Source organism: Microbulbifer elongatus, assembly GCF_021165935.1.
Taxonomy (GTDB): Bacteria; Pseudomonadota; Gammaproteobacteria; order Pseudomonadales; family Cellvibrionaceae; genus Microbulbifer; species Microbulbifer elongatus.
In genome coordinates this window covers 1,063,248-1,087,877 of sequence record NZ_CP088953.1, presented here as the reverse complement: position 1 = coordinate 1,087,877, position 24,630 = coordinate 1,063,248, and the positions used below count along the sequence as shown (strand labels likewise).

Here is a 24,630-nt window from a genome sequence, read left to right as displayed (position 1 = left end):
GAAGTGAGTGTCCGACAGCGATACTCAGCGGTTGGCCCGGTGGTCCACCAGTTCTTCCACCACAGACGGATCCGCCAAGGTCGAGGTATCCCCCAGTGAATCCAGCTCGTTGCTGGCGATCTTGCGCAGGATACGCCGCATGATCTTGCCGGAGCGGGTTTTCGGCAGGCCCGGGGCCCACTGGATGATATCCGGCTTGGCGATGGGGCCGATCTCCTGCACACACAGATCGATCAGCTCCTTGCGCAGCTCTTCCGACGGCTCGCGGCCATTTTTCAGGGTCACATAGCAGTAGATGCCCTGCCCCTTGATATCGTGCGGGTAACCCACCACCGCCGCCTCCGCAGTATCCTCGTGCAGCACGATGGCACTCTCGATTTCCGCGGTACCCAGACGGTGGCCGGAGACATTCAGCACATCGTCGATACGCCCGGTAATCCAGTAGTAACCATCCCCGTCGCGACGTGCGCCGTCGCCGGTAAAATAGTAACCGGGGAAGGTGGAGAAGTAGGTATCGATCATGCGCTGGTGATCCCCGTACACGCTGCGGATCATGCTCGGCCAGCTGGCCTTCATGACCAGTGCGCCCTCGCCTTCACCCTCGATCTCCTGACCTTTTTCATCCAGCAGCGCCGGCTGTACACCGAAGAACGGTTGGGTGGCGGAGCCCGGTTTAAGCGCGGTAGCGCCGGGCAGCGGGGTAATCATGTGGGCGCCAGTTTCGGTCTGCCACCAGGTGTCCACGATGGGGCAGCGCTTCTCACCCACGACGTCGTAGTACCACTCCCAGGCTTCCGGGTTGATCGGCTCACCCACGGTGCCCAGGAGTTTCAGGGAGCTGCGGTCGCACTTGGTGACAAAGTCGTCCCCGGCACCCATCAGCGCGCGAATGGCAGTGGGCGCGGTGTAGAAGGTATTTACCTTGTGTTTTTCCACTACCTGCCAGCAGCGGGAGGCATCCGGATAGGTGGGCACGCCTTCGAACATCAGCGAGATGGCGCCGGCACAAAGCGGGCCGTACACGATATAACTGTGGCCGGTAATCCAGCCCACGTCGGCAGTGCACCAGTAGACGTCGCCTTCCTTGTAATCGAAGGCGTATTTGAAGGTCATGGTGGCGGCGAGCAGGTAACCGGCGGTGGTGTGCAGCACGCCTTTCGGTTTACCGGTGGAACCGGAGGTGTAGAGGATAAACAGCGGGTCTTCCGCATTCATCGGCTCCGGTTGGCACTCGGTGCTCTGCTCGGCAACGGATTCTTCGTACCAGATGTCGCGCTTGCTATCCCAGTCGATGTTGGCGCCGGTACGTTTCACCACGATGGCGGTGTGCACGTCCGGGCAGCTGGCCAGGGCTTTATCCACATTGGCTTTCAGGGGTACCTTGCGGCCGCCGCGCACGCCTTCATCCGCGGTGATCACCAGGCGGCAGTCGGAGTCGAGGATGCGGTCTTTGAGAGAATCCGGCGAGAAACCACCGAAGACCACGGAGTGTACGGCGCCGATACGGGTACAGGCGAGCATGGCGTAGGCGGCTTCGGGGATCATGGGCATGTAGATACATACGCGATCACCTTTCTCCACACCGCGGGCCTTGAGCAGGTTGGCGAGGCGGCAGACCTGCTGGTGCAATTCCTGGTAGGTAATATTTTTGCTTTCTGCGGGATCGTCGCCTTCCCAGACCAGGGCGGTCTGCTCGGCGCGGGCGGGCAGGTGGCGGTCGATGCAGTTAACGGACACGTTCAGTTCGCCGTCGGCAAACCAGGCCGCGTGGCCTTTGCTGAGATCTTCTTCCACCACGTTGGTAAAGGGTTTGCTCCACTGCAGGAAATCGTTGGCCTGCTGGGACCAGAATGCTTGTGGGTCTTCCACCGACTGGCGATACATCCGCTGGTAGTCGTCTTTAGTGACGAGGGTGTTGGCGGCGAAGGATTCGGGCACCGGGTAGGTGTGCACTTCAGACATCGTTTTCTCCCTTATTAGTATTATCGGGCTGCTGCGCCATCCGTTGAGCGACCTGTAAGTGAGCAATCGCTTCGGCGCATTCATCGCAGTTGTTTGCCCGGGTGCGTCTGCATGCGGACCCTGGGGCATTTATCCCGATAAGTTATACCACTGGCGGCCAAGAAATGACAACGCTGTCACCTCTCCTTTCATTTCATCATAGCGTGCAGGGTTTGCGGTTTCCCACCTTTGGGTTGGATTCTGGTGCCTTTTTGTTGGTTCTGGTTTTGGTTTGGGGTGGCCACTTAGAGGTCTAGTGGCGGTGAAGCACCGGGTACGGGTTTTCAGGACCGCTGTTTACCCATCCCTGGGCGCTGCGGCGCAAACATCCTGTTTGCGACGCTCCTGAAAACCCGTACCCGGCACTCCACCTTCTCATCAGCTTGTGGGTATTTGTTCGGTTAATTACCAATCAGGCCCTTGAGGTGTGCAACCACACTGCGCCCCAGTGCGGACAGGGCATAACCGCCCTCAAGTGCGGAAACAATTCGGCCTTCGCAATTCTTGTCCGCGTACTCCCGCAGTCTTTCGGTTACCCACAAATAATCTTCTTCCTTGAAGCGCAGCTGCGCCATGGCGTCTTCGATATGGCCGTCAAAACCGGCGGAGATAAACAGCATCTGCGGTTGAAATTTTTCCAGTGCGGGCAGCCATTGGGTGGTCACGACTTGGTGCAGGGCATCGCCGCCGGCGCCGGCTTCGAGGGGGGAGTTGACGATGTTGTCGGGCAGGTCGCCGGTGCCGCTAAACGGGTAGTAGGGGGACTGGAAACTGGAGCAGAGCAGGTAACCTTCGCGGCCGGCGACAAAGTCCTCGGTGCCGTTGCCGTGGTGGACGTCGAAGTCGAGGATGGCGACGCGATCGAGGCCGTGTTGTGCGCGGGCGTGGGCGGCGGCGATGGCGATGTTGTTGAACAGGCAGAAGCCCATCGCTTTGTCCCGCTCGGCGTGGTGGCCCGGGGGGCGGACGGCGCAGAAAGCGGCGTTGATTTCCCCGGCAATGACGCGGTCCACGGCGTCGATACCACTGCCGGCGGCGTGCGATGCGGCGGCGAGGGTGTGGGGGTTCATGCGGGTATCTTCGTCGAGGACTTCGACTCCCTCGCTGGGTGCGCGATCGAATATGGAGGCGACGTATGCGGGGGTGTGTACCCGCTCGAGCTGCGCGCGGGTGGCCTGGGGGGCGTCGAAGAAGCGCAGCACGTATTCCATGCCGCTGCTTAACAGCTGGTCCTGGATGGCATCGAGCCGCGCGGGACACTCCGGGTGGTCTTCGCCCATATCGTGGCGGCTGCAGGCGGGGTCTGAGAAAAATCCAACGGTCGCCATAGTCAGTTCCTCGCGTCCCTGTCGCCATCACGGTCTGTTTTGTTTTCGTCTTGGGTGAGATCCAGTTCCAGATAGAGCTCGTCCATGGAGTCTCCCATGCGTGTGGTGAAGCCGTTACTTTCAAAAATTTTCAGCATGGGCTTGTTGTCCCGACGCACGCAGGCAAACATTTTTCGAATGCCCCGTTTGCGCGCGATGCTTTCCATTTCTTCCAACAGAGTGGAGGCGATACCTTTGCCGCGGCGGCTTTCCTTGATAACGAACGCCACTTCGCAGCTGTTGTCGGCCTGGTAATAGTAATAACGGCCAACACCCTGGATGACCTCGCTGGCCCCGTCGAGGTCGGTAAAGCACAGGGCGAGATCTTTACGCTGATCCACACTGACCAGACTGCAGGATTTTTCCCGGGACATCTGCGTTACATGGTGGTTGTAACGCATCATCAGGGTTTCTTTGTTGTGGGTGTAGAAAAACTCCTGAAGCCTGCGCTCGTCGGACGGGCGCAGGGGACGCAGGGTATAGCGAATACCGTCAAAGGTGTAACGTTTCTGATCCACCGGGCCCAGCTCCGGCACGGTGGTGGGCGCCTGCTCCTGGTATTCCGGCACCCAGTAGAATTCACGCACTTTTTCCAGCAGTTCCCGGCGAAAATCCGGGTGGGCGATGCGAATCATTTCCAGGGTGCGTTCGCGCACGCTTTTTCCCCGCAGGGAGGCGATACCATATTCGGTGACGACGTAATGCACATGCGCGCGGGAGGTCACTACGCCTCCACCGGGGGTGAGCGACGCGACGATGCGGGAGACCAGCCTGCCATCTTTATCCTTCGCGGTAGACGGCAAAGCGATGATCGGTTTACCGCCCTTGCTCAGGGCTGCACCGCGAATAAAATCCACCTGCCCGCCGATACCGCTGTACAGGCGACTGCCGATGGAATCGGAAACCACCTGCCCGGTCAGGTCCACCTCGATGGCACTGTTGATGGCGACCATTTTGTCGTTGCGGGCGATTTTTACCGGGGAGCTGACATGCTCCGCCGGATACAGCTCCACATGGGGATTGCCATCGATAAAGTCGTACAGCATTTTCGAACCCATGCAGTAGCTGGTGATCGTCTTGCCCCGGTGATAGGTTTTCTTGCGGTTGTTGATCACACCGCTTTTCATCAATTGGGCCACGCCGTCAGAAATCATTTCCGAGTGGATACCCAGGTCTTTGTGATTGCCCAGGTAGCGCAATACTGCGTCGTGCACCTTGCCCATGCCGATCTGCAGGGTGGAGCCATTTTCCACCAGTACCGAGACGTACTGCCCGATCTGTTCGACCGCCTGATCCATTTCCGGCGGCGGTGATTCGGGGATTGCAGCCTCGGCGGTCATCCAGGCGTCGATCTGGTCGCGGTGGATAAAGGTGTGGCCGTTGGTGCGCGGCATACTGGGATTGATCTGGGCAATGACGGTGGGGGCATTCTTCACCGCGGCAGACACCACATCGACACTCACTCCCAGGGAGCAGTAACCCAGTTCATCCGGTGGGCTGACCATGATCAGCGCGGCATCCAGCGGCAGCACGTGATCACTGAACAGTTTTGGCACTTCGGAAAGAAACGTCGGCGTATAGTCCGCCCGCCCCTCCGCCACCGCATTGCGCACGGCGGTGCCACCGATATACAGGGCGTTGACGGTAAACAGCTCGGCGTACTTGCGCTGGGCCCAGAAATTATCCGACAGAGTAAAGACGTGGGTCACTTCAATATCATTGAGGCCACGACTATTGGCGACCAGGTCAGCCATCAGTTCGTTGGGGACAGCGGCGTGAGAGCCGAGGAATATCCGGCAGCCGCTCTTTAGCAGCTGATCCCAGGCGAGGGGTTCGTTGGTCTTGGGGCTAGTCAGGGATGACATTGGGCTGGGCTGATTCCTACCATTTGAGTGACCCTATGGTAGGCGGGTGGTCAGTCAGTCACAAGCAGCTTTGGGGTCCCGGGTAAGCAGGTGAGGTGGCGGCAAATCACTGGGTATAAGTTTTCGAAACCGAGCTAGGCGCCCCCCTGTGAATACATCCGTGTACGCTGCGTCGGCGACGTCCCTGTCGCCGACGCTTTCGAAAACTTATACCCAGCACTTTGCCTTCGCTTCAACACCAGCGCTTTGAACGAACAAAGCTAACGAAGTTATTTATTGGAATCGAAGGCGGAGTGACGGGTATTGGCTTTCAGGAGCGTCGCAAACAGGATGTTTGCGCCGCAGCTCCCAGGGATGGGTTCACAGGGGGGCGCCTAGCTCGGTCCTGAAAGCCAATACCCGGCGCTCTGCCGCCACTGGACTAGCAATGAAAAAACGGACCACAAAAAATTAAGCAGGCTCTGACATCTGAACAGGAATGGTATTGGTACTGCGCTCAACCCGATTCTGCTCATCCAGATAAACCAGCTTGGGTTTAAAAGTATCCGCTTCAGATTCAGACATCTGCGCATAGGCCGCGATAATAATACGGTCGCCCACCTGCACCCGGCGCGCGGCAGCGCCATTCATGGAAATGATCCCGGAACCGCGCTCCGCAAGAATCACGTAGGTGTGGAAACGCTCGCCGTTAGAAACATTGTAAATATCGATTTTCTCAAACTCGCGCAGTCCGGCCAGCTCCACCAGATCTTCATCGATCGCACAGGAACCGTCATACCAGAGCTCCGCCTGGGTTACCGCCGCCATGTGCAGCTTGCCCTTCAGCATCTCGATTTGCATATCCTGACTCCTGCTCTCAAACACTCAACGAAACATTATCGATCAACCGCGCACCACTGGTGTACATCGCCCCCAGAATGGTGATCTCCCGATCATCGTGGGCCGCGGGCTGTAGATCCTTGCTGTTACAGATGGAAAAGTAATCCACCTTGAAACCCGCAGCCTGAATTTTCTCCCGCGCCTCTTCCTCCAGCACCGGAAAATCCTTACGGCCATTCTTGATTTCATCACTCACCCAGTTCAACGACTGGTTCAGAACTGCCACCTTAGGGCGCTCTTCTTCGGTGAGGTAACCATTGCGCGAACTCATCGCCAGACCATCGTCTTCCCGGTGAACCGGCGCCGCAACAATTTCCACCGGCATACACAGGTCTTCCACCATGCGGCGGATCACCGCCAGCTGCTGGAAGTCCTTGATACCGAATACCGCCTTGTCCGGCTGCACAATATTGAACAGCTTGGCCACCACCGTAGTGACGCCCTCAAAGTGCCCCGGGCGGCTCGCGCCACACAGCACATCGGTCATCGCTGGGCAGATCACCTTGGTCTGCTGGTCCATGCCGTTGGGGTAGATCTCCGCCTCTTCCGGGTGGAACAGGAAATCGCAGCTGGCCGCGCGCAGCTTTGCCATATCTTCCTGCATGGTGCGCGGGTACTTGTCCCAGTCTTCGTTCAGGCCGAATTGCAGGCGATTGACGAAGATAGACACCACCACCACATCGCAGTGCTGCCGGGCCAGATTGACCAGCTCGATATGGGCGGCGTGGAGATTGCCCATGGTGGGCACGAAGCCAATGGTCTTGCCATCGCGACGGGCATCGGCCAACGCCTCGCGCAGGCTGGCCACATGGTGAAAAACTTGCATTCCAGGGTTCCGCCAGAGGTTTACACGGGCGGCATATTACCCGCCCGCGGACAACGGAACAAATGACCTGAACAAACCGAAACCATTGGTCATATTCGGTTTTTCCTGCTGGCAGCAGGATTTTCCCGGTGATTCAGGAAGGATTCAGCGTACCGGGGGCAAACTGCTCCTGAGTTACCGAGAAGCCCGCTGCACGGGCACAACACAGTCGCCCGGGCGACTGGGGAGAGCGACCATGAAGACACTGATGACAGCCATCGCCACCGCCGGCATGTTGCTGGCCGCCGCGCCGGCGCTGGCGGACCGGGACGACCGCCACCACCGGGGGGACGGCCGCGCACACTTCCAACAGCAGCGGGAGCGACACAAGAATATCCGACGGGACCTCGTAAACCGGCAGCGCGACGCCTTGAATCGACAGCGGGATCGCGCCAATGCCCGGGAAGATCGCCGCAAGAATGACCACGATCGCGACCGGCGGGATCACCGCAAGTCCGCGGGCGACCGTCGTCATGACAAACGCCGCGACGACAAGCGCCATCATGACCGCAAACACGGCGGCCACGGAAGCAAGTCGCACGGCAAGCGCCACTATGTGGGCCATCACAAACCGCACCGCCCCTACCATGGCCCACGCTACCGCCCGCACAAGCACCGCTGGCGCCCGAGCCACTACGGCTACGGCTACCGCTGGAAGCGCCTGCCACGCAGTTATGTGAGCATCCACTTTGGCGGCCTCGGGTACTACTACAGTGACGGAATCTTCTACCGCCCCCACGGAGTCGGCTATGTGGTCTCCCAGGCACCGATCGGCGCCTTTGTGCGGACCCTGCCGGGCACTGCGGTGAGCGTGACCTTTAACGGTTTCAACTATTACGTTGCGTACGACACTTACTACCGCTGGGATCGCGCCCGCCACGGCTACTTTGTGGTCGCCAACCCCGGCTTTATCTGATGCACACGCCCTGATTACGAAACCAACCCCAACAACCGAATGAAAGTTCGGTTATTTACCCAGGCGACTCTCATGAGTCGCCTTTTTTTGCCCGCAAAAAGCGATTCCAGCGCCATTCGGTGGCCACAGCCTGGCCGATCTGTTTCCCTGTCAGAAAACCGAAGAAAAATTTAATTTTGGACGTGGAAAAAAGGCCAAATTTCTTTCCTATAGTTATTGCTTTCCACACACTCTGGCCCCAAGATTCGCGCCCCCGAGTGGCCCATGGGAAGGGTTGCAGCAAACCCCTCTTTTTGAACTACTCACACCCCCGGAACGCTTTCGGAATCCAAGAGATTCCCCTAACTTAAAAGGCGCCATGAAACAGCAACAAATCGAAAACTGGACCTGCGAAGACTCCGCAGAACTCTACGGCATCCGCAACTGGGGTGCCGGGTACTTCAATTTGAACCAGTCCGGCGAAATCACCGTGGAGGTGAAGAATGAAGCCGGTGATTTGCACGCCGTTTCCCTGCTGGAGATCGCCCACGGCGCCACCGAACGCGGCCTCGGCATGCCATTGCTGGTGCGCTTTGAAAACCTGCTCGACGCGCAGATCGCGCGCATCAACAACTCGTTCCGCAGCGCCATTGAAAGCAGCGGTTACAGCAACGTGTTCCGCGGCGTATTTCCAATCAAGGTAAACCAGCAGTGCCAGGTGATCGAGGAGATCGCCAAGGCCGGCCGTGAGTTTGGCCACGGCCTGGAAGCGGGCAGCAAGGCGGAGCTGATTGCGGCGCTGTCGATCCTCGACAACACTGACGCGCTGATCGTGTGCAATGGCTACAAGGACGAAGAGTTCATCAATCTGGGGTTGCAGGCCCAGCGTCTCGGCGTGCAGGTATTCTTCGTGGTGGAAACACCCTCTGAAGTGGACACCATCATCCACTGTGCCGAGCGCGAAAAAGTCGAGCCCAATATCGGCGTGCGCATCAAGCTCGCCAGTAAGGTAGGCGGCTACTGGAATGCCACCAGCGGCGACCGCAGCATCTTTGGCCTCGGCAGTAACGATCTGATCGCAATGGTCGACAAACTGCGCGACCACAACATGCTGCACTGCCTGAAGCTGTTGCACTACCACCTGGGGTCGCAGGTACCGAACATCCGCGATATCCGCACCGGCGTACTGGAGGCCTGCCGCTACTATGCGGACCTGGTGGAAGAAGGTGCAGCCATGGGGTATCTGGATCTGGGCGGCGGTCTGGCGGTGGACTACGACGGATCCAAGACCAACTACACCCACTCCAAGAACTACTCCCTGGACGAGTACTGCGTGGACGTGGTGGAAGCCATCATGGGTACCCTGGACAGCGAGGGCGTGGATCACCCGGTCATCATTACCGAGTCCGGTCGCGCCACGGTAGCCTATTCGTCGGTCTTGCTGTTCAATATTCTGGACACCACCAGCTTCGAGCCTATCGAACTGGAAGAAGACCAGATTGCCGACGATGCACACCCGATGTTGAAGAACCTGCAGGATGCGCTGCAGAGTGTGACGCCGAAAAACCTGCAGGAGAGCTACAACGACGGTCTCTATTATCGCGATGAGATCCGCGCGCTGTATCTGCACGGACAGGTGAGCCTGCGGGACAGGGCACTGGCGGAAAACCTGTTTCTGCAGTGCGCGCAGAGGATCCGCAAGTTACTGGATGAAGTGGAACAGGTGCCAGTGGACCTGCAGGCGTTGCCGGAGGTCCTGTCCGACATCTATTACGCGAATGTGAGCGTATTCCAGTCCCTGCCGGACATCTGGGCCATCGACCAGCTGTTCCCGCTGGTGCCGGTGCACCGCCTGAACGAGGCGCCGACCCGCTCGGCGATCATCGCGGACATCACCTGCGACTGCGACGGCAAGATCGACCGCTTTATCGACCGTCAGGATGTGCGCAAGACGTTGCCGCTGCACTCACTGAAGGAAGGGGAAGAGTACATTCTCGGCACCTTCCTGGTGGGCGCCTATCAGGAGACTTTGGGAGACCTGCACAATCTGTTCGGTGATACCAACGTGGTGAGTGTGCGTATTGAAGAAGATGGCAGCGTGGATTACAGCCGTGAAATCCACGGTGACAGCATTGCCGATGTATTGAGTTACGTGGAGTACTCACCGCAGGACCTGTTCGAGCGCTTCCGCAAACTGGCGGAGCGGGCGGTCAAAGAGAAGCGAATCACGCCGCAACAGCGCAAGGATATTTTGCACACTTATACGGCGAGCATGAGTGGTTACACCTATTTTGAGAAATAACGGCTTGAGAGCCCCGGCAAAATAGTTTTTGAAAATCATTGGTTTCCCAACATCAGAATCAGGGAGAAAAAATATGGCCAACGTTCTGATCGTAGGCGCCGGCGGCGTCGGTCAGGTGGTTGCACACAAATGTGCGCAGGTTGAAGAAGTATTCGAGAATATTACCCTCGCCAGCCGTACCAAATCCAAATGCGACAAGATCGCCGATATGCTGCCGCGCAAGATCAATACCGCGGAAGTGGACGCAGACAACGTCAAGGAAATGGTCGCACTGATCGAAAAGGTCAAGCCGGACATGGTCATCAACGTGGCCCTGCCTTACCAGGACCTGCATATTATGGATGCCTGCCTGGAAACCGGCGTGCACTACCTGGACACCGCCAACTACGAACCGCCGGAAGAGGCCAAGTTCGAGTACAGCTGGCAGTGGGCCTATAAAGACAAGTTCGAGAAAGCCGGCCTGATGGCCCTGCTGGGCAGTGGTTTTGATCCGGGTGTCACCAGCGTGTTCACCGCTTATGCCAAGAAGCACCACTTCGACCGCATCAAGACCCTGGACATCCTGGACTGTAACGCCGGTGATCACGGCCTGCCGTTTGCCACCAACTTCAACCCGGAGATCAACATCCGCGAAATCACCGCGAATGGTCGCTACTGGGAAGACGGCAAATGGGTGACCACCAAGCCCATGGAAGAAAAACGGGTGTTCGAGTTCCCGGAAGGTATCGGTGAAAAAGACCTGTACCTGCTGTATCACGAAGAGCTGGAATCCCTGTCCACGCACTTCCCGGAAATCGAGCGCGCACGCTTCTGGATGACCTTCGGCGCCAGCTACCTGAAGCACCTGGAAGTGCTGCAGAATGTGGGCATGACCAGCATCGAACCGATCGAGTTCCAGGGTCAGGAAATCGTGCCGATCCAGTTCCTGAAAGCACTGCTGCCGGACCCGGCGAGCCTCGGCCCGCTGACCAAGGGCAAGACCTGTATCGGCAACATCATCAAGGGCGTGAAAGACGGCGAAGAGAAAATCTACTACGTCTACAACATCTGCGATCACCAGGAAGCCTATAAGGAGGTGCAGTCCCAGGCCATTTCCTACACCACCGGCGTGCCGGCCATGATCGGCGCCAAGATGATGATGGAAGGCAAGTGGATGAAACCGGGCGTGTGGAACATGGAACAGCTGGACCCGGATCCCTTTATGGACGACCTGAACAAATACGGCCTGCCCTGGCAGGAAACCTGGTTGGACAAACCGTTCGTTTAACCTTTCCATCTGGATACTGCACCGGATCAAGCCCAGCACAGGCTCTGTGCCGGTATGAGGATCAGCGTCACCCCGGCGAAGGCCGGGGTCCAGTATTCCACGCGATAAACTTTCAGGAATCACACCTCCCATCTATGGACCTCACTCCCCGCAAAGACTACTTCGGCGAATTCGACCCGAGCCGCGTACCCACCCCCTGCTTTGTGGTGGATGAAATCGCCCTGCGTGACAACCTCGAAGTCCTCGCCGACGTACAGAAACGCAGCGGCGCCAAGGTACTTGCTGCGCTCAAGGCATTCTCCATGTTCAGCGTCGGCCCGATTGTCGCCGAGTATCTTTCCGGCACCTGCGCCAGCGGCATCAACGAAGCGCGGCTCGGCTTTGAAGAGTACGGAGGAAAGGACAAAGGAAAAGAGGTACACGTGTTCAGCGCCGGCTACAAAGAGCAGGAACTGAAAGACATCCTCGAATTCGCGCACCATGTAATCTTCAATTCGTTCTCCCAGTGGAAGCGTTACAAGTCCCTGTGCCTGGACGCGCAAAAGAAACGTCCGGAACTGCAGTTCGGTTTGCGCATCAACCCGGAGCATTCGGAAGGCCACACCCCGATCTACGACCCCTGCGCGCCCTGCTCGCGCCTGGGTATTGTGCGCTCGCTGTTTGAAGGCGAAGACCTGACCGGTATCAGCGGCCTGCACTTTCACACTTTGTGCGAGCAGGACTTCAAACCGCTAGAGCGCACCATCAAGGCCGTGGAAGAAAAGTTTGGCGATCTGATTCCACAAATGCAGTGGATCAATTTCGGCGGTGGCCACCATATCACCCGCTGTGATTACCAGGTCGAAGAGCTGATCAGCGCGGTGAAGACCTTTTCCGAGAAGCACAATGTGCAGGTATATCTGGAACCCGGCGAAGCGGTTGCGCTGTTTTGTGGTGTGCTGGTCGGCGAGGTGGTGGACCTGACCTGGAACGGAAAGAACCAGGCCATCCTCGATGTCTCCGCCACCTGCCATATGCCGGATGTGATCGAGATGCCTTACCGCCCGGAAATCACCGGTGCATCGCTACCAGAAGAACTCCCCCACGCTTACCAGCTGGGCGGACAGAGTTGCCTGGCGGGGGACAGAATCGGGGAATATAGTTTTGCCGATCCATTAAAAATTGGCGACCGGATTGTGTTTGAGGAAATGGCCTACTACACCATGGTCAAAACCAACACCTTCAACGGTATTCCGTTGCCTTCCATCGCTTTGTGGAACTCGGATACCGATGAATTGCGGATGATCAAAGAATTCGGGTACGAAGACTTCAAGAATCGCCTTTCTTGATTAGCCCTGTGCCACTTCCGCTTCTTTAGTTAGCGCAGTGGCGGAAAATCATCGGGTGCATATGTTCGGGACCGCTGTGAACCCATCCCTGGGCGCTGCGGCGCAAACATCCTGTTTGCGACGCTCCCGAACATATGCACCCCATGCTTTCCCTTCTGTTCAGAATTCATCACTCCGTAAGCTAGTGCAGAACACAAAGCTACGAAGTCGAAAGGCCAAAATCTAAGGCAGAGTTCCGGGTACAGGTTTTCAGGATCGTCGGCAACAGGGACGTTGCCGACGAAGCGTACAGGGATGTATTCACAGCGGTCCTGAAAACCTGTACCCGGTGCTCTGCCGCCACCGAAGGTCAATCAAGTCCACCGAGCAGGACCTGACGAAAGTACCAGAGATACAACTATGTACACAGAAGCCCCCAATATTTTCCTCGGTTCCGAAATCGAGCAGCCGAAGCCCGAAGACGCCCTGTTCCATATTCTACCGATACCGTACGAAGAAACCGTCTCCTACGGCGGTGGTACCGGCAAGGGCCCGGGGGCGATTATTGAAGCGTCCCATCAACTGGAGACCTTCGATAACTTCTCGTCTCCCTGCGAACTGGGCATCTACACCCGTGAAGCTGTGGACGTGAGTGGCGCCGCAGAGCAGGTGATGGAGAACATCGCCTGCGCCACCACCGACATCCTCAAGCAGGGCAAAATGCCCGTAGGTATCGGCGGTGAACACTCCGTCACCTGGGGCATCATCAAAGGTTACCTGGACGCCGGTATCAACGACTTCGGCGTGGTACAGATCGACGCCCACGCCGACCTACGCGATCGCTACGAAGGCCACAAACACAGCCACGCCAGCGTCATGCGCCTAGTGTGCGAAGCGGGTATCCCGCTGTACCAGCTGGGCATCCGCGCCTACTGCGAAGAAGAGATGGAAGCCCGCAAACAGTACAACGTGCGCTACCTGGACGCCCACCAGCTGGTACCCACCCAGGTACAGTCAATCGAGCTGCCGGAAGACTTCCCCCGCAAAGTGTTCTTCACCCTGGATATCGACGGTATGGACCCATCGGTCTTCCCATCCACCGGCACCCCGGTACCCGGCGGTCTCGGTTGGTACCAGACCCTCAACCTGTTTGAGTCTGTAGCCAAGCAGCGGGAAATCATCGGCTTTGACCTGCTGGAATTCGCCCCTATCGAAGGCTTTCACGCCTACGAGTTTGGCGCCGCGCAGCTGCTGTACAAACTGATGGGTATCATCCAGCGCGCCCGCCCGTGACCGCGATAGGGATGGCCCACGAGTCACCCGGGCGCTGCGCTGAAATGACAATTCTTAACGATGGAAAGGGTGCCAACCGTAGCGCGCCCCGCCAGATACGTTTATTATTTGTTCAATAGTAAGTGCTCGCTTCGCGGGGGATTCAATGAACAAAACGGCAAAAATTTTGACGTTCGGCGTGGGTGTTGCAGCCCTGCTGTCAATGGCCTTTGCCGCACCGCCTGCTTCCGCGCACGGCGGTCATCGCGGCCATTATCACGGCCCGGGCCATCACCATCGTGGCTATTGGGGCCCACGCTACCGTGGCCCGCGTATTGGTATCGGTGTCACGGTTCCGGTGCTGCCCGGTGGCTTTGTAAATCTGAATGTGGGTGGCCGCCCCTATTTTTATGGCGGCGGCGCCTTCTACCGGCCTGGTCCCCGGGGTTATGTCACCGTGGCAGCCCCTCTGGGTGCCGCGGTACTGACCCTGCCGGCCAGTGCGGTGCGGGTCCAGATCGGCGGATTCACCTATTATCAGTATGGTGGTGCCTATTATCAGTGGCAGCCACCGGTCAACCGATACGTGGTCGTGCCGCCGCCGGCAGCTGTCACCACCACGGTTACCACAACCACGACAACCACCAGCAGTGGGCCCCACAGCGGCGCCTACACGCCAGGCCAGGTTATAGAAAACCTGCCCACTGGCTATACCGCAGAAGTCATTAATGGCATCCAGTACTACCGCTACGGCGGCCACTACTTTATGCCCACCCAGCGCGATGGCCGCGAGGTGTATGTTGTGGTGCAGGTGTGACCGGAAAATTTATGACATGAAATAGGGACACAATGCGTATTCGAACAAGGATGTTCTCACCAACCATTTGCTGCTGCGCACTTCTATTCTTTATCCCCGCCCTGCTACATGCAGCAGGTCTTAACCAGGGCCGCTGGATAGACCTCTCTCACGATTTTGCCGCCGATACCCTCTACTGGCCCACCGCCGATAAATTTGCCAAGAGCACGGTATTTGCCGGGGAAACCGACAAGGGTTATTACTACTCTGCCTACAACCTGGCAGCCGCCGAGCACGGCGGTACCCATGTCGACGCACCGGTACACTTTGCCCGAGACCATATCAGTGTGGACAAGATTCCCCTGGAGCAGCTGATCGGCCCGGGCATCGTCATTCGTGTGGCCGACCAGATTGGTAAGAAGGACAAGGCCGACCGCAACTATCTGATTTCCATCGACGATATAAAACGTTGGGAAGCCCGGCACGGCGCCATTGAAAAAGACACCATCGTGTTGTTTGACACGGGCAGTGCACAGTTCTGGCCGGATGCGAAAAAATATATGGGCACCACCGAACGCGGTGACGCGGCGGTGGCAAAGCTGAGTTTTCCGGGGTTATCCCCGCAGGCGGCAATTTTTCTGGCGGAAGAGCGCGGCGTGAAAGCGGTGGGACTGGACACGCCGAGTATCGATTACGGCGCATCCAAACTGTTCAAAACCCACCGCGAACTGTTCAAGCGGAATATTCCAGCGCTGGAAAATGTCGCCAACCTGAAAGCGCTGCCAGACAAGGGTTTTACCCTGATCGCCCTGCCAATGAAAATTCGCGGCGGCAGTGGCGGACCGACACGGGTGGTCGCCTTTATTCCCCAGTAGCGGCCGTTAAACGGAAGCGGCGAAGTCCATGGAAACTGAACCGGCCTCACCATGGGCCAACTGCAGGTACAGCACCTGATAGGTGGCCGGTAGGCCGGCGGGGGTGCGCTGGCGTTCATAGGCTTCGGTCAGCGTGCGCAACTTTTCCCGGCTCAACAGCCCCTTGCCCGCTGCGCGATTGACGTTGTGGGCACCGATACTTTTCAGTTCCTGCATCAAGGTTTTAAGCCGGTCGAAGTGCAATACCCGCTGCTCGGTGGCGATGCTGCTGTGCAACTGATTTTTTTCGCAGGCACTGCGCCAGGCTTCCACCGGCAGGAAGCGGTTTACATGCACCGCCTCGTCTACCGCCGCCCAGCTTGTTTCCAGCTCTCGCAAGGTGCCCGGCACCAGGGTGGAAATCAGTGTGTTGCCGTCGGGACTTAGTACGCGACGGATTTCCGCAAACAGTTTCGGCAAATCGTAGCACCACTGCAGGGCGAAACTGGAAAACACCAGATCCACGGTGCCCTCTGCCAACGGCAACTGTTCCGCGTCTGCCGCCACATAGCCGTCCGCCACCGGGCGGTGTTCGCGGGCATACCCCAGCATCTGTGGCGCAATATCCAGAGCGATGATCTCTGCGTCCGGGAAGCGCTTGCGCAGCAGTTCACTGCCGTAGCCGGTACCGCTGCCGAGATCGAGAATCCGTTTGGGCGACCAGCCTTCTTCCGCGCGCTGTAACAGGGCGCGACACACTGCGCGCTGCAGATGGGCCGCGGCATCGTAGCTGGCGGCGGCGCGGCCAAAGGCGCGTGCCACCGAGGATTTTTTCAGTGGCGCGGGGCTGGTATTCAGTGACTGGGAAAAGCTTCTGATGAGCCCAGCAACTTCCTGCGCGCCCGTGAGGTGCGGGCAGTGGCCCGCCTGGGGAATGACCTTGACCTGCGCACCTACCGCTGCGATCGCCTGGGTCGCAGCCACCGGCACCAGCGCGTCTCCCTCGCCGAATATATGCAGCGCGGGCAGCGCCAGTGTCGCCAACAAAGCGCGATTGTCCAGCTCGCCGAGACAGGCCAGTGCCTCACACCAGGCAGCGGGAATGATTGCAGGCTGCCAGTCCTTTAGGGTTTTCAGCAGACTGCGCATTTCCGAGTCGCCACGGGCCTCGAGACCGCAAAAGCGCACCAGGTTTTTTTCCGGCGCTTCGCGCTGGGCGCGGCAGAACTCCGCAAAGACACGTTCATCCATTCCCGGCCAATCGCCCCGTGCAACAAAGCTGCCGTTACTGGCAATGGTCACCAGTCCGCGCACCTTATTGCTGCGGGCCGCCAGTTGTGTGGCCAGCATTCCGCCCAGAGACCAGCCAATCAGCAGACAGTTTTCCGGCAGCTGCGCTTCTATTTGTACAAGCAATTCGTCGGTATTCGGCCAGGGTTCTTGTGTCCGGCCGCCAAAGCCGGGCAGCTCGATGTTGACGACCTGCGCAAACACGCCATCCAGCCTTTCGAGCAACGGCTGCCAGCAGCGACTATCGCCGCCCCAGCCGTGGATCAATGCCAGGTTCATACCGCTACCTCGCTGGATTTGAGTGCCGCCACCAGCGCTTGCAGCAGTCCATCGATCTGCGCCTGGGTGTGGGTGGCGGAAAGCGTGATGCGCAACCGCGCGGTACCGGCGGGCACCGTGGGTGGGCGAATGGCACCCACCAGATAACCCGCGCGCTGCAATTGCTCGGCAACACGGAGCACGGTTTTTTCGCAACCCAGTACCAGTGGCTGGATGGCACTGGTGGAATTTTCCAGGGGCAGTGCCAGCGCGGTGGCACGCTGGCGGAAATAAGCAATGCGCTGCTGCAGGGTTTCCCGCAGCGGTTCCTGCTGCATCAATTCCAGTGCACGCAGACAGCCCGCCGCCACTGCCGGTGGTATTCCGGTGGTGTAAATATAGGTGCGGGCAAACTGGGTCAGATAATCGATCAGCGCCTGGGAGCCTGCGATAAAGGCACCGCCATTGCCGGCGGCCTTGCCGAGTGTTCCCATCACGATGGGCGCGCTTTGCTGATCCAGACCCGCGGCAGCGGCGCTGCCGGCACAGGGGAATGCATCGCTCCCCATCACCCCGAAGCCGTGGGCTTCATCCACCATCAGCCAGGCATCAAAGCGATCACACAATGCGGCCATTTCAGCGAGATGAGCGGTGTCGCCATCCATGCTGTAGACGCCGTCCACCGCCAGCAGAATTTTTCCGTCAGACTTTTTCCGTGCACGCTGGAGCTGCCGCTCCAGGCCGTGCAGGTCATTGTGGACAAAGCGCAGATACTGGGCGCCAGAAATACGTCCACCGTCGATCAGCGATGCGTGATTGAGCTTGTCCTGCACCACAAAATCACCGCGCCCCACCAGCGCGTTGATCGCACCTACATTGGCCATATAACCACTGCCAAACAGCAACGCGGCCTCGCGCCCGGTGACTTCGGCGATCTTGTGTTGCAGCTGCCGGTGAATATCGAAGTGGCCATTGACCAGGTGGGAGGCGGTCGCGCCCGCGCCAAGTAGCGCACCGCGCTGCTGCGCGGCAATCACTTCCGGGTGGGAGGCGAGGCCGAGGTAATCATTGCTGCTGAAGGTAATCAGTTCACGGCCATCCACCACCGCCAGTGGGCCCGGCGCGGCAGCGAGAATTTTGTGCTGGCGATACAACTGCTGCGCCCGGCGCTCGGCCAGGCGCGTATTCAGAAATTCCTGCAGGCTGGACACAACAACCGATGCACTTACGCCTTGGCGGCGTCGTAAAAGAACGGGTCGTTTTGTTGGTCAGCAATCTGGGATTGCAGCTCCGCCTCCACCGCAGCCTCGTCTTCGTGCTGGTGGTATTCCTCCGGCTTGATACCAAGGCGGTTGAACAGCTGCATGTCCTTGTTGGCTTCCGGGTTGCCGGTGGTGAGGAGTTTTTCCCCGTAGAAGATGGAGTTGGCACCGGCGAGGAAAGCCAGGGATTGCATCTCGTCGTTCATGGATTCGCGGCCGGCGGACAGGCGCACATGGGACTTCGGCATCATGATGCGGGCCACGGCGATGCAGCGGATAAACTCGAACGGGTCGAGGTCGTCGTTGTTTTCCAACGGGGTGCCTGCGACTTTCACCAGCATATTGATGGGCACGGATTCCGGCTGCTCCGGCAGATTGGCCAGCTGCATCAGCAGCCCCGCGCGATCTTTCTCTTCCTCGCCCAGGCCGATAATGCCACCGGCGCAGACTTTCATACCCGCTGCACGCACATTGGACAGGGTATTCAAGCGGTCCTCGTAGGTGCGGGTGGTGATGATATCCCCGTAATACTCCGGCGAGGTATCCAGGTTGTGGTTGTAGTAGTCGAGGCCGGCCTCCGCCAGGTCCTTGGCCTGCTCGTCATTGAGCATTCCCAGGGTCATGCAGGTTTCCAGTCCCAGGGACTTCACTTCCTTCACCATCTTGGTGACATAGGGCATGTCTTTTTTCTTCGGCGAGCGCCAGGCCGCACCCATACAGAAGCGGGTGGCACCGCTGGCCTTGGCCGCACGGGCCTCTTCCACCACCGCCTCGACCTTCATCAGCTTCTCACGCTCCAGGCCGGTATCGTAGCGGGCACTCTGGGGACAGTAGCTGCAGTCTTCCGGACAGGCGCCGGTCTTGATGGAGCACAGCGTGCTCACCTGTACCCGGTTGGCGTCAAAATGCTGGCGATGCACCGTCTGCGCGGTGAACAGCAGATCGTTAAACGGCAGCGCGAACAGATCCAGCACCTGCTGGCGGGTCCAGTCGTGGCGCACTTGGCCGTAGGTCGAAGACGCGGAAGGCATTTGCGGGTTGGCAGTCACAGGATTTCTCTCCTCGGGCGGCAAGACCCAGCAGTCAAAGCCTGGGGCGCTTGCCGTCGACCGGCGCAAGGCGGGGCCTGCGCCAGATTGTTCTTGGCATTATGGATAAAGGCTGTCAGTTTAGCGGGGGCCCCTTCGCTGTCAACCAACAGAACCGTTTCTGGTTTACAGGTGTTGGCCCGGTGCGAGGGCGGTGCGGGAATGGGCGTTGAATGAGAGTTAAATAAGAGTTGCGATCAGGGAGGATGGCAATGGCTCCAGGACGATTTTTTGGCCAGCTGATCGGCGGCACAGTAGACCGACACCTGGCGCGGTGCCTGCTCTGCGGCAGTGGCGAGGAGGTGCATTTTGGCATCTGCAATCCCTGTCGGCACGACCTGCCGAACCTCGGCCACAGCTGCCAGCGCTGCGCCATCCCCCTGGCAGATCTCGCCGACCAACAGTGTGCCACCTGCCTGCAACAGCCCCCACCCCAGACCCGCAGTTACGCCAGCTGGTGCTACGCCTACCCGGTATCGCAACTGATACAGCGCTTCAAGTACCGCCGCGACCTCACCGCCGGCCGTACCCTGGCAGAACTCACCGCCGAAAGATTGAAAGATCAGATAACCGGCGCCCAGCGCCCGGACCTTCTGGTGCCGGTACCCATGCACTGGCGCAAGCAACTGTTCGAGCGCGGTTACAACCAGGCCCGGCTGATCGCCGATATCCTCGGCAAACACTGGCGCATCCCGGTAGATGCCCGCGCCCTGCGCAAGATCACCGCCACCAGCAGCCAACAAAAACTCACCCGCACCCAGCGGCGCAAAAACCTGATTCGCAGCTTCGAGGCGCAGACACAGGTACAGGGGCAGCATATCGGGCTGGTGGATGATGTGATTACCACTGGGGCGACTCAGGAAGCGGCTGCGCAGTCATTACTGGATGCAGGTGCCAAGCGCGTCACCAGTATTGCGCTGGCCAGAACCCCCTAGCACTCAGCCAGATCCCCAACCTGACCAACCGGTACTCCTGCGCTCATTTCTAGACCGATGTGACCCTAGGCGCCACAATAGTCGCCCTTTTCAGCGGCTGCGCAAAAATCCACCGGCTGCTAACGTTATAAATAGAGTTCGCCCGATCCGGCCCGGCACTGTATAGGGCTCCGCGGGTATGACGCACGACGGGATGATGGGATCAAAACATGAGTACATTCGAAATGCCCCGCGGCATCGTGATCAGTGGTACCGGTCTGTGGACACCGCCGGAATCCATCAGCAATGAAGAGCTGGTGCAGGCACTCAATACCTATGCGGAAAAATATAACCGCGAGAACGCCGACGCGATCGAGTCTGGCGAGCTGCAGGCGAAGCCCTACTCCTCGGCGGAATTTATCGAGAAGGCTTCCGGCATCAAGAGCCGCTATGTGATCAGCAAAGAGGGCATTCTCGATCCGGAGCGTATGCGCCCCTATCTGCCAGAGCGCGCAGACGAAGAACTGTGCCTGCAGGCGGAGATGGGCCTGAAGGCGGCGAAGCTGGCATTGGAGAAAGCCAACAAAAAGCCGGAAGACATCGATGCGGTGATTGTAGGTGCGTCTTACCTGCAGCGCGCCTACCCGGCCATTGCCATTGAGATTCAGGCCGAGCTGGGTATCGACGGTTTTGCGTTTGATATGGAAGTGGCCTGCTCCTCGGCGACCTTCGCGCTGCAGCGCGCAGTGGACGCAATCAGCTCCGGCTCCGCCAAAGCGGTGCTGGTGATCAACCCGGAACTGGCCTCGCCCCAGGTGGATTACACCGATCGCGACAGCCATTTTATTTTTGGGGATGTGGCGGTGGCCACGGTGGTGGAACGTAAGGATACCTGCAACGCGGAAACCGCCTGGGAAATTCTCGGCACCAAAGCGAAAACCGTGTTTTCGAATAATATCCGTTCCAACTTCAGCTATACCTCTCGCGCCGCGGATGTTGCTGCATTTGGCGAGGGTAAACTGTTCCGTCAGAACGGCCGCAAGGTATTCAAGGAAGTCTGCCCCATGGCGGCGGCGCACCTGGAAAATCAGGTGCAGGAACTGGGCTACGAGCCCAACGCCATCAGCCGCTGGTGGCTGCACCAGGCGAATATCAACATGAACCTGCTGATCGCGAAAAAGCTGATGGGCAACGACGCCTCGCCCGAGCGCGCGCCTATTGTGCTGGACGAATACGCCAACACCGGCTGTGCCGGTTCGGTCATCGCCTTCAACCTGAACAGCGACGATCTGCCGGTGGGCAGCACCGGGGTGATCTGCTCCTTCGGTGCGGGTTATTCCATTGGCAGTCTGGCGCTGGAAAAAGTCGCCATCTAAAAAATGGCACCGGGGTAATCAGCCCCGGTGCCATTTCGGCCCATCACGGAAATATCCTCGCTTCTCTGCAGCCAATATCTTTCAGAATACCCACCAACCGAGTTAGGTCGCCATCCACAATAGGCGCATCTCGCTCATCAGCAAGAATCAGTGATGCACCGCCAGCTGTACGGACCATAACAAACCACTGATTCACATCACTGGGATTCTTTCGAATCTGAACTTCCTCTAGCCTCCCGGCTTTAAACTCAACTGCTGCTTGACCCAGCTTCATCTGCTGCCCCTGTTGACTCATTCAACCTTTCCAGCGCTGCTGACAGTGTCGGAAATAACTCGCACGAACATGAATAGTTGTCCGGTGAAAACCCTGCTTTAGCGAGTGTTTTCAATGGCTGGAACTGGAAATCTGCCAGAAAAACAGTGACTCGGTGGTTAGCACAAAATTCTAGAAATCGCTCCAGTGCCACCAGCCCCCCGGCATCCAGAATAGGGACTGAATCCAGATAAATGATCACTCCTTTAAGCTCTTTGCTGCGAATGGCGAGGTCAGAGAATACTTGGTCGGCTGCCGCGAAAAAGAGCGGTCCATTTATTTTGAACAGTTTCCACCCCGGCGGCAGCCTCTGGTCTACCAGCTTGTGGCTCTCATCAAGTTCTTTGACAAGGGTCATTTCCGCGATATTTTTCATGAAAAGTAAGGATGCGAGAACCACACCGGTGGATATCGCGACTACCATATCGACAAAAACTGTGAGAGCAAAACAGACCGAAAATACCAACACATCACTTAGCGGCGCGCTACGCAGCAGTTTCAAGGCCTTGGGGGCTTCACTCATGTTCCAGGCAACCACAATTAACAAGGCCGCCATCGATGCCATCGGCAGGTACCCTAAAACCGCCGAGAGCGAAACCAAAGCCACCAGCACAACCAATGCGTGAATCATCGCCGCCAGGGGTGACTGCGCACCGGCCCGGACGTTGGCCGCGGAGCGTGCGATCGCCGCGGTCGCAGTAATCCCCCCAAAAAATGGGGTGACAATATTGCCGATCCCCTGCCCCATTAGCTCACTGTTAGCGCTGTGCTTCTTGCCAGTCATACCATCGAGAATCACGGCACAAAGTAAGGACTCGATCGCACCCAGCATGGCGATGGCAAAGGCCGCGGAAAGGAGATCCTTTACCAGCCCCCAACTAAACGTAAGCGATTCTTCTCCCACTTGGGTACGCTGCCAAGGAAGTTGAAAATCCGGCAATAGCGAGGGAATTCCGGCCCCCGCAGTACCATCAGGTAATGTGAATTCAAAGGTGGAACTCACCGTTGCCACGGGCAGCCCCCAGCCATTGAGCGCAACCGCAAGCAAGGTACCCACAACTACCGCTGGCAGATGGGCGGGTACTGCGATTCCCAGGCGCGGCCAGATCACCATCACCATCAGAGTGGCAACGCTGACACACACACTTGGCAACGACAGCTCGGGTACAGCCAGAGAGAGAGCCTGCACCTTGCCAGCAAACTCGTGGGGCATATCCGCGATCGTCAAACCAAGCAGGTCCTCTACCTGCAGCAGCGCAATCACCACAGCGATGCCAGCAGTAAAACCCAGGGTGACCGACTCGGGGATGTACTGGATGTAACGCCCGAGACGCATTCCGGCCATAAGTAATTGCATGGCGCCAGCCATCACGCTGGCCACCAATAGACCAGCGAGCCCGTACTGTTGAACCACTGGCACAAGAATGACCACGAACGCAGCAGTAGGACCCGACACACTGAAACGTGAACCACCAGCCAACGGAATTAGAAAACCAGCAACGAACGCGCTGTACAGGCCATATTGAGGTGCTACGCCACATGCAATCGCCAAGGCCATGGCCAGGGGAATAGCAATAATGCCCACGGTAATGCCGGCACCGACATCACGAGCGAACTGTCGTCTCCCGTAGGCAGATTCACGCAATGTTTCACGCAGCGCATATCCGAACTGGAGGGAAAAAAGGTGCCTGCGATGGGCCATGAAAACCACTCCGCCGATCGAATTGAAAGGATATTAGATAATAATTATCCTCTCACTAGATACATCTTCAATGTTAATTTGATTAACATGTATGTATTCACATGACTTTATGAGCTACCGAGCTGGATTCACATGGAAAACCGTACTGCACGATTGACCCTTTTGATCGACCCGAAAAAGAAAGCGCTATTTGAAAAGCTGTGTGCTGCGGAGGATGTCACCCCTTCTCAGAAGGTGCGGCAGTTTATCCGCGAGTACATTGAAGCGCAGATGGGGGAAGGCTGGAAAAAGCAGGTTTTTGGCGGCGACGAGAACTAAGAAAGCTCTGATCAAGTCCGCGACACCCCCGAAGGCATGACCACCCATTCAGGCTCTTCATACCCACCCAGGCTGCGAATCTCCACAAACGGCGCGGCACTTTCGATGATCTTTTCGATTTCCGGACTGTGGTTGTTTTCCATGGAGTCGCGGTGCGCTTTGGATTGCCAGCGGGCGATGGCGATCAGCTTGTCCGGTTCACCGATTTTGCGATGCAGTTCGGTACCCATGGCACCGGGCGCCTGCTGGATCAGTTCGGAGGCGCGCACCCAGGCGTCGGCGTATTGTTCGGCGGTGTGACCGGGCTTGATGGTGACTTCGAAGATGTATTTCATAGAGACTTTGGTATCAGGGTCGGTATCAAGGTTCGCCTGCAAGCAGGTTCCTACGGGTGAATGCCAAATTTAGAGTGCGTTCGCTTCTTCGTTTGGTGGTATAG

At 58.1% G+C, this 24,630-nt stretch carries 21 protein-coding genes; 10 read left to right on the top strand and 11 right to left on the bottom strand.

Annotated features, from left to right (window positions below; genetic code table 11):
- Positions 1 to 24: 24 nt before the first annotated feature.
- From acs to panC, 5 genes are all read right to left on the bottom strand, one after another.
- Positions 25 to 1,962, bottom strand: a complete 1,938-nt coding sequence (gene acs, locus LRR79_RS04520) for an acetate--CoA ligase (protein WP_231759218.1) — start codon at positions 1,960 to 1,962, stop codon at positions 25 to 27.
- Between the two features lie 440 nt (positions 1,963 to 2,402).
- Positions 2,403 to 3,329: a histone deacetylase family protein gene (locus tag LRR79_RS04515; protein WP_231759217.1), complete on the bottom strand. Its 927-nt coding sequence runs from the start codon at positions 3,327 to 3,329 to the stop codon at positions 2,403 to 2,405.
- 2 nt (positions 3,330 to 3,331) lie between these two features.
- Positions 3,332 to 5,233 (bottom strand): bifunctional acetyl-CoA hydrolase/transferase family protein/GNAT family N-acetyltransferase, encoded by a 1,902-nt coding sequence (locus LRR79_RS04510; protein ID WP_231759216.1) that lies wholly within the window; start codon positions 5,231 to 5,233, stop codon positions 3,332 to 3,334.
- 450 nt (positions 5,234 to 5,683) lie between these two features.
- Entirely contained in the window at positions 5,684 to 6,073 is a 390-nt protein-coding gene (panD, locus tag LRR79_RS04505; protein ID WP_231759215.1) for an aspartate 1-decarboxylase, read from the bottom strand.
- A gap of 16 nt (positions 6,074 to 6,089) precedes the next feature.
- Positions 6,090 to 6,938, bottom strand: a complete 849-nt coding sequence (gene panC / locus LRR79_RS04500; RefSeq protein WP_231759214.1) for a pantoate--beta-alanine ligase — start codon at positions 6,936 to 6,938, stop codon at positions 6,090 to 6,092.
- 235 nt (positions 6,939 to 7,173) lie between these two features.
- Here panC and LRR79_RS04495 point away from each other — a divergent pair, with 235 nt between their 5' ends.
- The 7 genes from LRR79_RS04495 (at position 7,174) to LRR79_RS04465 (ending at position 15,691) form a co-directional block, all read left to right on the top strand.
- Positions 7,174 to 7,893 (top strand): DUF6515 family protein, encoded by a 720-nt coding sequence (locus LRR79_RS04495; protein WP_231759213.1) that lies wholly within the window; start codon positions 7,174 to 7,176, stop codon positions 7,891 to 7,893.
- 358 nt (positions 7,894 to 8,251) lie between these two features.
- Positions 8,252 to 10,174, top strand: coding sequence for a biosynthetic arginine decarboxylase (gene speA / locus LRR79_RS04490; RefSeq protein ID WP_231759212.1), 1,923 nt, complete (start codon positions 8,252 to 8,254; stop codon positions 10,172 to 10,174).
- Positions 10,175 to 10,247: 73 nt separating this feature from the next.
- Positions 10,248 to 11,441, top strand: coding sequence for a saccharopine dehydrogenase family protein (locus LRR79_RS04485; RefSeq protein ID WP_231759211.1), 1,194 nt, complete (start codon positions 10,248 to 10,250; stop codon positions 11,439 to 11,441).
- A 134-nt stretch (positions 11,442 to 11,575) separates the two neighbouring features.
- Entirely contained in the window at positions 11,576 to 12,769 is a 1,194-nt protein-coding gene (nspC, locus tag LRR79_RS04480; protein ID WP_231759210.1) for a carboxynorspermidine decarboxylase, read from the top strand.
- 399 nt (positions 12,770 to 13,168) lie between these two features.
- The gene (speB, locus tag LRR79_RS04475; protein ID WP_231759209.1) at positions 13,169 to 14,041 is read left to right on the top strand and encodes an agmatinase; all 873 of its coding nucleotides are present in this window, start codon (positions 13,169 to 13,171) and stop codon (positions 14,039 to 14,041) included.
- Positions 14,042 to 14,186: 145 nt separating this feature from the next.
- Positions 14,187 to 14,837, top strand: a complete 651-nt coding sequence (locus tag LRR79_RS04470; protein WP_231759208.1) for a DUF6515 family protein — start codon at positions 14,187 to 14,189, stop codon at positions 14,835 to 14,837.
- Between the two features lie 50 nt (positions 14,838 to 14,887).
- Positions 14,888 to 15,691 (top strand): cyclase family protein, encoded by an 804-nt coding sequence (locus LRR79_RS04465; protein WP_231759207.1) that lies wholly within the window; start codon positions 14,888 to 14,890, stop codon positions 15,689 to 15,691.
- Between the two features lie 6 nt (positions 15,692 to 15,697).
- Here the strand turns inward: LRR79_RS04465 and bioC are convergent, their stop codons facing one another.
- From bioC to bioB, 3 genes are read right to left on the bottom strand one after another with little or no spacing between them, the layout of a single operon-like run.
- Positions 15,698 to 17,239, bottom strand: a complete 1,542-nt coding sequence (gene bioC / locus LRR79_RS04460; RefSeq protein WP_231759206.1) for a malonyl-ACP O-methyltransferase BioC — start codon at positions 17,237 to 17,239, stop codon at positions 15,698 to 15,700.
- Positions 17,236 to 18,429 carry an 8-amino-7-oxononanoate synthase gene (bioF, locus tag LRR79_RS04455; RefSeq protein WP_231759205.1) on the bottom strand — a complete coding sequence of 398 codons (1,194 nt, stop codon included), beginning with the start codon at positions 18,427 to 18,429 and terminating at the stop codon, positions 17,236 to 17,238. Before bioF ends, bioC begins: the two co-directional genes overlap by 4 nt.
- A gap of 14 nt (positions 18,430 to 18,443) precedes the next feature.
- Positions 18,444 to 19,511 (bottom strand): biotin synthase BioB, encoded by a 1,068-nt coding sequence (gene bioB / locus LRR79_RS04450; RefSeq protein WP_231759974.1) that lies wholly within the window; start codon positions 19,509 to 19,511, stop codon positions 18,444 to 18,446.
- Between the two features lie 269 nt (positions 19,512 to 19,780).
- Here bioB and LRR79_RS04445 point away from each other — a divergent pair, with 269 nt between their 5' ends.
- Both LRR79_RS04445 and LRR79_RS04440 read left to right on the top strand, forming a co-directional pair.
- Entirely contained in the window at positions 19,781 to 20,503 is a 723-nt protein-coding gene (locus LRR79_RS04445; protein ID WP_231759204.1) for a ComF family protein, read from the top strand.
- 209 nt (positions 20,504 to 20,712) lie between these two features.
- Positions 20,713 to 21,858 (top strand): beta-ketoacyl-ACP synthase III, encoded by a 1,146-nt coding sequence (locus tag LRR79_RS04440; protein WP_231759203.1) that lies wholly within the window; start codon positions 20,713 to 20,715, stop codon positions 21,856 to 21,858.
- Positions 21,859 to 21,901: 43 nt separating this feature from the next.
- Here LRR79_RS04440 and LRR79_RS04435 read toward each other — a convergent pair whose 3' ends face one another.
- On the bottom strand, positions 21,902 to 22,153 hold the full coding sequence (locus LRR79_RS04435; protein WP_231759202.1) for a hypothetical protein: 252 nt from the start codon (positions 22,151 to 22,153) through the stop codon (positions 21,902 to 21,904).
- Entirely contained in the window at positions 22,107 to 23,873 is a 1,767-nt protein-coding gene (gene dauA, locus LRR79_RS04430) for a C4-dicarboxylic acid transporter DauA (RefSeq protein ID WP_231759201.1), read from the bottom strand. The genes LRR79_RS04435 and dauA overlap by 47 nt, the downstream gene beginning before the upstream one ends.
- A 132-nt stretch (positions 23,874 to 24,005) precedes the next feature.
- Here dauA and LRR79_RS04425 point away from each other — a divergent pair, with 132 nt between their 5' ends.
- On the top strand, positions 24,006 to 24,191 hold the full coding sequence (locus LRR79_RS04425; protein ID WP_231759200.1) for a CopG family transcriptional regulator: 186 nt from the start codon (positions 24,006 to 24,008) through the stop codon (positions 24,189 to 24,191).
- 11 nt (positions 24,192 to 24,202) lie between these two features.
- On the opposite strand, the gene LRR79_RS04420 is transcribed toward LRR79_RS04425, so the two are convergent.
- On the bottom strand, positions 24,203 to 24,568 hold the full coding sequence (locus LRR79_RS04420; protein WP_231759199.1) for an antibiotic biosynthesis monooxygenase family protein: 366 nt from the start codon (positions 24,566 to 24,568) through the stop codon (positions 24,203 to 24,205).
- Between the last annotated feature and the right edge of the window lie 62 nt (positions 24,569 to 24,630).

Coding starts and splice junctions, on each gene's coding strand:
- acs (WP_231759218.1), bottom strand. CDS start 1,962: ATGTCTGAAGTGCACACCTACCCGGTGCCCGAATCCTTCGCCGCCAAC.
- LRR79_RS04515 (WP_231759217.1), bottom strand. CDS start 3,329: ATGGCGACCGTTGGATTTTTCTCAGACCCCGCCTGCAGCCGCCACGAT.
- LRR79_RS04510 (WP_231759216.1), bottom strand. CDS start 5,233: ATGTCATCCCTGACTAGCCCCAAGACCAACGAACCCCTCGCCTGGGAT.
- panD (WP_231759215.1), bottom strand. CDS start 6,073: ATGCAAATCGAGATGCTGAAGGGCAAGCTGCACATGGCGGCGGTAACC.
- panC (WP_231759214.1), bottom strand. CDS start 6,938: ATGCAAGTTTTTCACCATGTGGCCAGCCTGCGCGAGGCGTTGGCCGAT.
- LRR79_RS04495 (WP_231759213.1), top strand. CDS start 7,174: ATGAAGACACTGATGACAGCCATCGCCACCGCCGGCATGTTGCTGGCC.
- speA (WP_231759212.1), top strand. CDS start 8,252: ATGAAACAGCAACAAATCGAAAACTGGACCTGCGAAGACTCCGCAGAA.
- LRR79_RS04485 (WP_231759211.1), top strand. CDS start 10,248: ATGGCCAACGTTCTGATCGTAGGCGCCGGCGGCGTCGGTCAGGTGGTT.
- nspC (WP_231759210.1), top strand. CDS start 11,576: ATGGACCTCACTCCCCGCAAAGACTACTTCGGCGAATTCGACCCGAGC.
- speB (WP_231759209.1), top strand. CDS start 13,169: ATGTACACAGAAGCCCCCAATATTTTCCTCGGTTCCGAAATCGAGCAG.
- LRR79_RS04470 (WP_231759208.1), top strand. CDS start 14,187: ATGAACAAAACGGCAAAAATTTTGACGTTCGGCGTGGGTGTTGCAGCC.
- LRR79_RS04465 (WP_231759207.1), top strand. CDS start 14,888: ATGTTCTCACCAACCATTTGCTGCTGCGCACTTCTATTCTTTATCCCC.
- bioC (WP_231759206.1), bottom strand. CDS start 17,239: ATGAACCTGGCATTGATCCACGGCTGGGGCGGCGATAGTCGCTGCTGG.
- bioB (WP_231759974.1), bottom strand. CDS start 19,511: ATGCCTTCCGCGTCTTCGACCTACGGCCAAGTGCGCCACGACTGGACC.
- LRR79_RS04445 (WP_231759204.1), top strand. CDS start 19,781: ATGGCTCCAGGACGATTTTTTGGCCAGCTGATCGGCGGCACAGTAGAC.
- LRR79_RS04440 (WP_231759203.1), top strand. CDS start 20,713: ATGAGTACATTCGAAATGCCCCGCGGCATCGTGATCAGTGGTACCGGT.
- LRR79_RS04435 (WP_231759202.1), bottom strand. CDS start 22,153: ATGAGTCAACAGGGGCAGCAGATGAAGCTGGGTCAAGCAGCAGTTGAG.
- dauA (WP_231759201.1), bottom strand. CDS start 23,873: ATGGCCCATCGCAGGCACCTTTTTTCCCTCCAGTTCGGATATGCGCTG.
- LRR79_RS04425 (WP_231759200.1), top strand. CDS start 24,006: ATGGAAAACCGTACTGCACGATTGACCCTTTTGATCGACCCGAAAAAG.